Raw genomic sequence first — 9,902 nt, forward strand, 5'->3', positions numbered from 1 at the left:
GACGCGCTGCAACTGCGTGCGTCAAAGGCAGACATGCCCAACTCGCCCGCCACCCCCGACGATCCCCACAAGCTGAAGCGCCGCGGCATGTTGTTCGTGCTGTCCTCGCCATCCGGCGCGGGCAAGTCGACGATCGCGCGCAAGCTGCTCGCCGATGACGACGGCCTGCAGATGTCGGTGTCGGCGACGACGCGCGGCATCCGGCCGGGCGAAGAGGATGGTCGCGACTATCATTTCGTCGACCTCGAGGAATTTCGCCGCATGGTGGCGAATGACGAGTTCCTCGAATGGGCGCACGTCTTCGACAATCGCTACGGAACCCCGCGCGCACAGGTCGAGGCGATGCTGGCCGCCGGCAAGGACGTACTGTTCGATATCGACTGGCAGGGCGCGCAACAGCTGTTCCAGATCGCGGGCGGCGACGTGGTACGCGTGTTCATCTTCCCCCCCTCGATGGAGGAACTGCGCCAGCGACTCGAGCGCCGCGCGACCGACTCGGTCGAGGTGATCGACGCCCGCATGGCTCGCGCGACCAACGAGGTCAGCCACTGGGACGGATATGACTATGTCCTGGTCAATGACGATGTGGAGCAGTGTTTCCAGGGGGTGAAGACGATCCTCCAGGCCGAACGTCTGAAGCGCTCGCGCCAGACCGGGCTGATCGGGTTCATTCGGAAGCTGACGACGAAATAAGCGCGGGGCCGTTCGGGGCGTACACTTCGACTTCGCTCAGTGCGAACGGGGTGCGGCGTGAGCGGCCACCGGTGCTGGGGATGCCGTCCGCATTCCCAACCCCCGTTCAGGCTGAGCGTCGTCGAAGCCCACGCCCAGCCCCCGAAGTCTCACTTAACCCAGCGCCTTCAAGAACCGCACCGCCGCGTCGAATTCGCGCCGCTTGGCCTCACGCGCCTCAACGGCGAGGTAATCCTCACCCCATTGCTCCGCCTGGAAATCCTCGTCGACATGCGCGGCGGTCCAGATCGTGTCGGCATCCGCCGCATCCTCCAGCAACGCCAGCGCCAGCACCAACGACCCCGTGATCGTCACCACCGGCGACAGCGCGGCCAGACGGAACGGATCGAGCGCCGCCACCGCCTGCGCCAGCCGTTCGACCGTCGCCTCGGGCTGGGGCCGGTGCATGATCCCCGTCACATTCGTGAAATGCACATCGTAGCGGTCGCGCGCCCAGTCGAGCAGCGGGTTCCACACCGCATCCTGCCGCTCCACCAGCTCCGGCGGCGAGTCGGCGCGGTAACAGAGCAAATCGCTCTCCGCGTAGCGCGCCAACCCGTCCGCGAACGGCGCGGGGTCCGCACCGATCCGGTCGATCGCCGCATTGGCGAGGCCGGTCAGCGGCATGGCGCGCGGATCGACCGCTTCCCCGACGTCGCGCCACTCGCCCGCGACCGCCTCGGCCAGCGCAGGCGTCGGCAGCGCCAGCGGCACCCGCCCCGGCGTGCGCACCGGCCGGTCGTCGAGCCGTACCACCCGCTCGGCATCGACCGAAACATTTGTCCAGAACCGCTTCATTCGCCCCCACTCCGCCAGCGATGCGCCAGACCGGCGGGCACGATCGCGATCATGGCCAGCGCCGACAGGATGATGGCGACGCCCAGCGCCTTGTGCGGCCATGCCACCCCGCGCGAGGCGAGCACCACGCCGAACAGCGCCCCCGCCACGCCGATCAGGCGCACCCCCATGATGATGAACCAGTGCCGCCGCGCGCGCGTGTCGCCGCTCATGACCACACCAGCAGAGCGGGTAGCTCCGCAACCTCCTGCGCCACGACTTCGGCGCCCGCGTTCACCAATTCTTTCACGTCATGATATCCCCAGGCGACACCGACCGCGAAGGCGCCCGCCGCCTTGCCCATCGCCATGTCGAAGCTCGTATCGCCGATCATCGCGACATCCTGTGCCGCGACGCCGGTCTCGGCCATGGCGGCCAGCACCATCGACGGGTCGGGCTTGGACGGATGGCGGTCGGCGGTTTGCAACGTGACGAAATGATGGCTGAGGCCATGTTCGGCCAAGACCCGCGCCAGCCCGCGATCGGACTTGCCCGTCGCCACGCCCATCAGCCAGCCCTCCCCCGCCAGATGGTCGAGCAGGGCGGGGATGCCCTCGAACAACGGCTCCGGCTCCATCGCGCCCGCCGTGCGCAGGCGGAAGAAGGCGTCCTTATAATCGCGGGCCAACTGGTGGTGCATCGCGTCGGCTTGGTCGGGGGCCAGCACGCGCATCGCCTCGACCAGGCTCAACCCGACGATCCGGCGAATCGCGGCGGCGGGCGGCGGAGGAAGGTCCGCCATGGTGAACGCCTCTACGGCAGCGAGACAGATATTGGCCTGGCTATCGACCAGAGTACCGTCACAATCGAACAGGGCAAGGCGCGGGCGCGTCATCGCCCCCTCCTATCGGCAAGGCTGCGGCGGGGGAAGCATGACGTTTCGGATGAACAACAGCTAACAGACGCATTCAGCATCCGAACATGGCGAATCACCCATAAGGGCTCCAACGACGACGGGAATCACCCCGCCGCCGCCGGTTTGAAGATCAAGGGAGATCGTGATGTTCAAGAAGCTTTCGCTCGCTGCCGCCGCCCTTGCCGTCGGCGCCACGGCCATGGTTCCGACCGCTGCTTCGGCACAGCGTTATTACGACCGTTATGACCGCGCTTATGGCGACGCCTATTCGGACGGTTACAATCGCGGCCCGCGCTATGATCGCGGTTATTACGACCGTGGCGGGTACAACCGTGGCTATTACAACCGTGGTCCGCAGCGCTGCAACAACGGCACCACGGGCACCATCGTCGGCGCGATCGCCGGTGGCCTGCTGGGCCGCACGATCGATACGCGGGGCGATCGTACCCTCGGTACGATCCTGGGCGGTGGCGCTGGTGCGCTGGCCGGTCACGCGATCGAGAAGTCGAACAACCCCGGCTATTGCCGGTAACGGTGCGGGTCGAGGGGGTATGCCCCCTCGCTCCTGGGATCACGGAAACCCCGTCGACTACGCGTCGATGGGGTTTCTCGTACTTCAATACCTTGCATAACATGGTACATGGCGTTACCATTTGCTGATGGATATCGGAAGCTGGCAGTCTCAGTTGCGCAAGGGAGCCGCCGAGCTGGTGCTGCTGTCGGTCCTGTCGCGCGGTGAAGCCTATGGCCTGGAGATTCTCGCGCGCATCCGGGCTGGCGGTGATCTGGTCAGTGAGGGCAGCCTCTACCCCCTGCTTGCCCGCCTGGAGAAAGCCGGCCGAATCGCAGGACGTTGGGAATTACCCGCCGAGGGCGGCAACCCACGCAAATATTACAGCCTCACCCCGGAGGGCGCGGCCCTGGCGGAGGCGATGCGCGCGGCCTGGATCGATTTCCGAACCACCATCACCACCCTAGTCGAGGATCAGCCATGACCGAGCCCGTCCGCATCATCGCCGATTATGTCCGCCGCCTGCGTTGGTCGTTGCAGGCGATACCGGCGGAGGATCGTGACGGCCTCGTCCGCGAGATCGAAAGCCACCTGACCGACAGCTTGGCGGCCGGGCCCCATTCGCTGGACGCCGCCATCGCGGCGATGGGACCGCCTCACGCGATGGCCGCGCGTTATATTCAGGAGTTTCGGCTGGCCGGTGCGCTGGGCGACGATCGCCCTGCCCCGTTGATCCACGCCCTGTTGGTCCGATCGGGACGCAGCGTGGCGGCGTTCGGCGGGGTGCTGATTGCGATGCTGCTCTATCTGTTCGCGCTGTGCTTCGCGGCAGTCGCGATCGTAAAACCGCTCTTTCCCAGCCATGTCGGGCTTTGGTCGCTGCCGCAGGGGTCGGCCTTCGGCATCCTCACCGATCCCCCCGCTGCGCCGGAAATGATGGGACTGTGGGTGCTGCCAATCGCCTTGGCCGGGGCACTCGCCTGCTATGCGCTGGCGACGCTGGTCCTGCGCGGCACGGGGCGGCATGTGCTGCGCGCATCCCACTGATCCTCCCCGGCACGGGGAGGTGGCAGGCCGCCAGCCCTGACGGAGGGGGCTCGCCACACGGGACTAGCCCAGCGGCACGGCCCCCTCCACCACCGCTCCGCGGCGGTCCCCCTCCCCGTGCCGGGGAGGATGAGATTATCGCGTACCGCGGCCCCGGCGTTCGCCGCGCCGTTCCTTGCGATATTGTTTGGCATGGGCCTTGGCGCGCTGCTTCAGGACGTCCTTGGGCGGCGGGCCGCGATCCTCGTCCTGGGGCAGGACGTCGCCGCGAATCTCGTCGAAGCCGAGCTGGTTCATCGATTCGGCGAAGTGGGTCGGCAGTTCGGCGGTCTGGTCGATCCGGCCGCCATCGGGATGGTCCACGCGGATGCGGCGCGCGTGCAGGTGCATCTTGCGGCTGATCCCACCGGTCAGGAACGCCGCCGCGCCGCCATATTTGCCGTCGCCGACGATCGGGTGACCGATCGCCGCCATGTGCACGCGCAGCTGATGGGTGCGGCCGGTAAAGGGCTGCAACTCAACCCAGCAGCAGCTGTTGCCCGCCCGTTCGATCACGCGGTAGCGCGAGCGCGCCGACTGGCCATTTTCCTCGTCGACATGCATCTTTTCGCCGCCGGTGCCGGGCTGCTTGGCGATGGGCAGCTCGATCGTGCCGTCGTCGATCGAGGGCACGCCGACGACCAGCGCCCAGTAGATCTTCTTGGCGGTGCGCCCCGAAAAGGCCTTGGCGAAGAACGCCGCCGCGCGGGCGTTGCGGGCGACCAGCAGTGCGCCCGACGTGTCCTTGTCCAGCCGGTGGACCAGCTTGGGCCGCCCCTCCGCCTCGAACTGCAACGCATCGAGCAGGCCGTCCACATGGGTGGTCGTCTTGGTCCCGCCCTGCGTCGCCAGACCCGGCGGCTTGTTCAGAACCAGCGCGTCGCGATCCTTGTGGATCACCATTTCGCGCGCGAACGATTCCTCGTCCTCGGACAGGATGTGGCGCGGGCGCATCGTCGGCTTACTGCTCTCGGCCGGCGCGGGCTCGGCGGGAGGCACGCGCAGCACCTGGCCCGCCGCGATCCGGTCGCCCGGTGCGGCGCGCAAGCCATCGACGCGCAGCTGGCCGGTGCGCGCCCATTTGGCGACCGTGGTGAAGCTGGTGTCGGGCATATGCCGCTTGAACCAACGGTCCAGCCGGATACCGTCATCGTCATAGCCGACCGTGAATTGGCGGACAGAGTCCGTCATGCGAAAATCCTTGTTATCGAAAGTCCGGCCCAAAGCGCGGCCAGCGAACCCAGCAACGACAAGGCGATATAACCGAGCGCGACCGTGATCTGGCCGCGTTCGATCAGGGTGATGGTATCGAGCGAGAAGGAGGAGAAGGTGGTGAAGCCACCCAAGATCCCGACGCCGATGAACAGCCGCCACCCCTCCGTGCCCCCGGTCCGGGCAAGCACGCCCGCCAGCAATCCCATCAACAGACCACCGACCCAGTTGACGGTCAGCGTGCCATAGGGAAAGTCCGGGCCGAACGCATCGAGCATCTGGCGGCCGGTCCAATACCGAGCCCCCGAACCCAATGCGCCGCCCAGCATCACGAGAAAAAGCGGTGACATGATCGCCGTCCCTTAGCGCAACCCCGTCGGCCGCGCAAAGGACAAGCGTGACGGGTTTCGATCAGCCGCCCCGGACGACCAGATCGACATCGCTGCCGCCTCCTGGGCTGGTCGTCGCATAGACCATATAGGCCGCCTGCCCGTGCGTGCCGCCCAGGACATGCTGCGTGCCGTCCAGCTTGTGTTCGGCGCTATAGCCCGCTCCGCTGGCACGCGTGTAATAATAATCGATGACCTTGGCGGCGGGCGCGGCGGTGCGCAGGCTGACGATGCGGAAGGCGCAGCCATTCGCGTCATTGCCCGCCGCCTCCGCGATCCGCGACCCCGGATAGGGCGCGAAGACCCCCGGCATCCGGTTCGCCCAGGTGGCCGAATAGCGCAGGCCCGACAGGCAGGCGGCGTTGCCCGGCTGCTGCCCGGCCTTGGCCGACAGCGTGAAGGCCCCGGCCGAGGCGCGGCATTCGGGGCAGTCGCGCGCCGCGACGGGCGCGGATTTCAGCGTGCGGGCATCGACCGGATCGGCGGGCGGCGGCATCGAGGGCAGCTGGTCGCTGGCGGGCCGGTTGGGCGGGCGCACCGCATTGGCATTGGAGCTTTGGGTCAGCCCGGGATCGACCATGATCTGCCCGGCCAGCGCCTCCCGCAGCTGCGGGTCGCGCGTAGGGCTGCCGTCATTCACCGACGCCAGCTCATTGTCGAGCGCGTTCAACTGCGCATCGTCATCGGCCTTGCCGCCGCATGCCGCCAGCAACAGGCAGCCCAGCGGGATGAAGATATAGTGCGATTTCGCCATCATGGGGGACGGTCTAGCACGGGGAAGCGACGTGATCCTTAATGATCGTCGCATGGGGCCATCCTCGACAAAGCCCGGCATGCCACCCCGGCGAAGGCCGGGGCGGTATGGTGAAAGAGGGCGGTGCCGACTTTCGGAATGATCCCCCTCACAAGAGGGGAGCTGCTGCGCTTGTAGAGAAGGTCGACCCTCGCCATCTTGGGGTTCATGTTGAACCTGTTCTCGATCGTCATCGGCCTGGTCGCGCTTCTGCTCGGGATCGTGCCGTTTCTGCCCTTTTTCGCCTGGGGCTATTGGTTCGTGATTCCCATCGCGATCGTCGGGGCCGCCGTGGGGGCGCTGTCGTCGCGCGATACGGGGCGCAATCTCAACCTGATCCTCATCCTGATCTTCGGTCTTCGCCTGATGCTGGGCGGCGGCTTCATCTGAACGACGAACGGCCCGGCGGGTCTCCCCGCCGGGCCGTCCCTGTCGCCATCCGGCGATTAGCGGCAGCGAACCTGACCGCGGTCGATCTGCTGTCCGAGCAGCGCGCCGCCGCCGGCTCCGATCACGGTGCCCAGCAGGCGCGAACCGCCGCCAGCGATGACGTTGCCCAATGCGCCACCCGCCAGACCGCCGATCACCAGACCGGTCGTGCCGTCATTGCGGCGGCAATAGAAACGCCCGTTCATACCGCGATAGATGCGATCGTTCCGACCGAGCGCGCGCGGCTGGTAATAGCGGCCGTCGCGATAATAGCGCTCGGGATAATAACCGCGCTGGCCGGGCTCGAAGCGGTTATAGTCGTAATTGCGCCAGCGGACGTTGCGCATGTCGCGGCGATAGTCCTTGCGGGCATCGCGGATATCCTCGCGATATTCGCGGCGGGCCTCGCGGATGTCGCGCGGAGAATCGGCGCGACGGACATCGCGGTTATAGTCACGACGGGCATCGCGCACGTCTTCGCGATATTCCTGACGGGCTTCCCAGCCGTTCCGCTGCGCCTCGGCAGGGATGGCGGAGAAGGCGGTGGCGGCGATCGTCGCCGTCAACAGAGCAATACGCATACTCAAACTCCCGATAATGATGGGAGAAAGAACCCGTATTTATCCCGCGAGTTGCGTGAACCGAAAACTACTTCCCGTTCACTATCGAGACAGAATCATCTGTTTGATTTTTCCAACAAAAAGGGGCGCCACCCGAAGGTGACGCCCCTGCTTCCCCGCCATGGGGAAAGCCGGGTCAGCGGCAGCGGCGGTTGCTCGTGCCGCGCTCGATCTCGCGACCGGCGAGCGCGCCCACGGCGGCACCGCCCAGCGTGCCCAGCGTGCGGTCGCCGCGCGTGTCGATGGTGCGGCCCAGCAATGCGCCCGCGACGCCACCGACGACCAGACCCGTGGTGCCGTCCGGCTTGCGGCAGCGGACGCGGCCACGATCATCGCGCCATTCGCGATACTTGTAGCGGCGCTGCGCATCGGCGGCGGTCACCGGCAGGACCAGCGTGGGGACGACCATCGCGGTGCAACCCAGGGCAAGCATCAATTTCCGCATCGTGAACTTCCTTTCAAATTGATCTGACGCCGTAACGTCCCACTTCTACCGTCCGTTGCATGAACAGCAGATAACGTCACGTTCATCAATGCGCCGCCCTTTCCCCCTGCGAATGGCGGCTCTAGGGTCGCCCGCGATGCTGCCCCAACCCACCGCCATGCTGCCCGCCGTGATGCCCTGGCTCGACCTGGCGGGGCTGGCCGTATTCGCCGTTTCGGGCGCGCTGGTCGCGGCCAAGCACCGCCAGACGATGGTCACGCTCGTCTTTTTCGCGCTGATCACCGGGGTCGGCGGGGGGACGCTACGCGACCTGCTGATCGATGCGCCGGTTTTCTGGGTGCATGACGCCCGCGTGCCACTCGTCTGCCTGATCGCAGCGATCGCGGTCTGGGCGACGCCGGAGCGCTGGTGGCGGGGCAGCGCGCTCGACTGGTTCGACGCGGTCGGGCTGGCGGCCTATGCCGTCTACGGCGCGGCCAAGGCGAGCGGCTATGGCATCACCCCCATCCCGGCGGCGATGCTGGGGGTGGTGTCGGCCTGTGTCGGCGGCATCATCCGCGACGTGATCGCAGGCGAACCGTCGATCCTGATGCGGCCGGAGCTGTACGTGACGGCGGCGGCGCTGTCCTCGACCAGCTATGTGATCCTGATGCAGCTGGGGGTACCGGGTGCGGGACCGATCGCGGCGCTGACCGGGTTCGTCCTGCGCGGGGCGGCGATCCGATATCGGATCGCTTTGCCTGCCTATCCGGCCAAGGGGTGGGATCAGGGGTGATTCCCTTGGGCCTCGACCTCACCGCCCCAGCATCAATTCCGGCCGCACCACCCGGTCGAAGGTGGCCTCGTCGACCAGACCCAGTTCCAGCCCGGCCTCCTTCAACGTCTGCCCCTTGTGATGCGCGTGCTTGGCGATCTTGGCGGCATTGTCGTATCCGATCTCGGGCGCCAGCGCCGTCACCAGCATCAGCGAACGGTCGAGCAGTTCGGTGATCCGGTCGCGATTGACCGTCATCCCTTCGACGGTCCGCTCGGCGAAACTCTCCATCCCGACCGCCAACAGATGAATCGAGCGCAGCACGTTCGCTCCGATCAGCGGCTTGAAGACGTTCAGCTCCATATGCCCCTGCATCCCGCCGACCGTCACGGCCGCATTATTCCCGATCACCTGCGCCGCGACCATGGTCAGCATCTCGCACTGGGTCGGGTTGACCTTGCCCGGCATGATAGAGCTGCCCGGCTCGTTGGCGGGCAGTTCCAGCTCGCCCAGCCCCGAGCGCGGCCCCGAGCCGAGCAGGCGAATGTCGTTGGCGATCTTGGTCAGCGCCACCGCCAGCACGTTCAGCGTGCCATGCAGGTCGACCAGCCCGTCATTGCTCGCCAGCGCCTCGAACTTGTTGGGCGCGGTCACGAAGTCGAGACCGGTCGCCTCGGCGATCTCCGCCGCGATCGCCTCGGCAAAGCCGTGCGGCGCGTTCAGCCCGGTGCCGACCGCCGTGCCGCCTTGTGCCAGCGGCAGGATATTGCGGTGGAGCGTCCCCTCGATCCGGTCGCGGGCATTGGCGATTTGCTGCACATAGCCAGAAAATTCCTGGCCCAGCGTCAGCGGCGTCGCATCCTGCAAATGGGTGCGGCCGATCTTGACGATCGCGTCCCACTCCTCCGCCTTGGCATCGAGCGCAGCGTGCAGCCGGTCGAGCGCGGGGAAAAGCTGCCGCGTGACCGCCAATGCGGCGGCGACATGCAGCGCGGTCGGGAAGGTGTCGTTGGACGACTGGCCGCGATTGACGTCGTCATTGGGATGGACCGGCGACTTGCCGCCGCGTGTGCCGGTCAGCATCTCGTTGGCGCGACCCGCAATTACCTCATTGGCGTTCATGTTGGACTGGGTGCCCGAGCCGGTCTGCCAGATGACGAGCGGGAACTGCTCGTCATGGCGCCCGTCGATCACCTCCTGCGCCGCCGCTTCGATCGCATCGGCCTTGTCCGCCGCCA

At 66.9% G+C, this 9,902-nt stretch carries 15 protein-coding genes; 6 read left to right on the forward strand and 9 right to left on the reverse strand.

What is annotated here, in order from left to right; genetic code table 11:
- Positions 1-33 precede the first annotated feature (33 nt).
- Positions 34-693, forward strand: a complete 660-nt coding sequence (gmk, locus tag NS355_RS12385) for a guanylate kinase (protein ID WP_058745998.1) — start codon at positions 34-36, stop codon at positions 691-693.
- Positions 694-846: 153 nt separating this feature from the next.
- Here the strand turns inward: gmk and NS355_RS12390 are convergent, their stop codons facing one another.
- The 3 genes from NS355_RS12390 to NS355_RS12400 are packed head-to-tail and all read right to left on the reverse strand — an operon-like array spanning position 847 to position 2,404.
- A complete protein-coding gene (locus NS355_RS12390) occupies positions 847-1,530 on the reverse strand; it encodes an ATP12 family chaperone protein (RefSeq protein ID WP_058745999.1) in 684 nt (227 codons plus the stop codon).
- Positions 1,527-1,742 carry a hypothetical protein gene (locus NS355_RS12395; protein WP_056433321.1) on the reverse strand — a complete coding sequence of 72 codons (216 nt, stop codon included), beginning with the start codon at positions 1,740-1,742 and terminating at the stop codon, positions 1,527-1,529. The genes NS355_RS12390 and NS355_RS12395 overlap by 4 nt, the downstream gene beginning before the upstream one ends.
- Positions 1,739-2,404, reverse strand: a complete 666-nt coding sequence (locus NS355_RS12400) for an HAD-IA family hydrolase (RefSeq protein ID WP_058746000.1) — start codon at positions 2,402-2,404, stop codon at positions 1,739-1,741. Before NS355_RS12400 ends, NS355_RS12395 begins: the two co-directional genes overlap by 4 nt.
- Positions 2,405-2,570: 166 nt before the next feature.
- Between NS355_RS12400 and NS355_RS12405 the strand changes: the two genes are divergently transcribed.
- The 3 genes from NS355_RS12405 to NS355_RS12415 all read left to right on the forward strand — a co-directional run bounded on the left by NS355_RS12405 (position 2,571) and on the right by NS355_RS12415 (position 3,983).
- Positions 2,571-2,957: a glycine zipper 2TM domain-containing protein gene (locus NS355_RS12405; RefSeq protein WP_058746001.1), complete on the forward strand. Its 387-nt coding sequence runs from the start codon at positions 2,571-2,573 to the stop codon at positions 2,955-2,957.
- Between the two features lie 127 nt (positions 2,958-3,084).
- Positions 3,085-3,420, forward strand: coding sequence for a PadR family transcriptional regulator (locus tag NS355_RS12410; protein ID WP_058746002.1), 336 nt, complete (start codon positions 3,085-3,087; stop codon positions 3,418-3,420).
- The gene (locus NS355_RS12415) at positions 3,417-3,983 is read left to right on the forward strand and encodes an HAAS signaling domain-containing protein (protein ID WP_058746003.1); all 567 of its coding nucleotides are present in this window, start codon (positions 3,417-3,419) and stop codon (positions 3,981-3,983) included. The genes NS355_RS12410 and NS355_RS12415 overlap by 4 nt, the downstream gene beginning before the upstream one ends.
- Before the next feature lie 135 nt (positions 3,984-4,118).
- Here the strand turns inward: NS355_RS12415 and NS355_RS12420 are convergent, their stop codons facing one another.
- The 3 genes from NS355_RS12420 to NS355_RS12430 form a co-directional block, all read right to left on the reverse strand.
- A complete protein-coding gene (locus NS355_RS12420; RefSeq protein WP_058746004.1) occupies positions 4,119-5,213 on the reverse strand; it encodes an RluA family pseudouridine synthase in 1,095 nt (364 codons plus the stop codon).
- Positions 5,210-5,584: a fluoride efflux transporter CrcB gene (gene crcB / locus NS355_RS12425; RefSeq protein ID WP_058746005.1), complete on the reverse strand. Its 375-nt coding sequence runs from the start codon at positions 5,582-5,584 to the stop codon at positions 5,210-5,212. Before crcB ends, NS355_RS12420 begins: the two co-directional genes overlap by 4 nt.
- Before the next feature lie 61 nt (positions 5,585-5,645).
- Entirely contained in the window at positions 5,646-6,380 is a 735-nt protein-coding gene (locus NS355_RS12430) for a hypothetical protein (protein WP_058746006.1), read from the reverse strand.
- A 204-nt stretch (positions 6,381-6,584) separates the two neighbouring features.
- Here NS355_RS12430 and NS355_RS12435 point away from each other — a divergent pair, with 204 nt between their 5' ends.
- The gene (locus NS355_RS12435) at positions 6,585-6,806 is read left to right on the forward strand and encodes a hypothetical protein (RefSeq protein WP_058746007.1); all 222 of its coding nucleotides are present in this window, start codon (positions 6,585-6,587) and stop codon (positions 6,804-6,806) included.
- A gap of 56 nt (positions 6,807-6,862) precedes the next feature.
- Here NS355_RS12435 and NS355_RS12440 read toward each other — a convergent pair whose 3' ends face one another.
- Both NS355_RS12440 and NS355_RS12445 read right to left on the reverse strand, forming a co-directional pair.
- On the reverse strand, positions 6,863-7,426 hold the full coding sequence (locus tag NS355_RS12440) for a glycine zipper 2TM domain-containing protein (protein ID WP_058746008.1): 564 nt from the start codon (positions 7,424-7,426) through the stop codon (positions 6,863-6,865).
- 175 nt (positions 7,427-7,601) lie between these two features.
- A complete protein-coding gene (locus NS355_RS12445; RefSeq protein WP_042484532.1) occupies positions 7,602-7,910 on the reverse strand; it encodes a glycine zipper 2TM domain-containing protein in 309 nt (102 codons plus the stop codon).
- 136 nt (positions 7,911-8,046) lie between these two features.
- Here NS355_RS12445 and NS355_RS12450 point away from each other — a divergent pair, with 136 nt between their 5' ends.
- A complete protein-coding gene (locus NS355_RS12450) occupies positions 8,047-8,685 on the forward strand; it encodes a trimeric intracellular cation channel family protein (RefSeq protein ID WP_058746009.1) in 639 nt (212 codons plus the stop codon).
- A gap of 18 nt (positions 8,686-8,703) precedes the next feature.
- On the opposite strand, the gene NS355_RS12455 is transcribed toward NS355_RS12450, so the two are convergent.
- On the reverse strand, positions 8,704-9,902 hold a 1,199-nt coding region (locus NS355_RS12455; RefSeq protein WP_058746010.1), incomplete at its 5' end, for a class II fumarate hydratase.

Origin of the sequence: Sphingomonas yabuuchiae (assembly GCF_001477495.1) — a bacterium.
Lineage (GTDB): Bacteria > Pseudomonadota > Alphaproteobacteria > Sphingomonadales > Sphingomonadaceae > Sphingomonas > Sphingomonas yabuuchiae_A.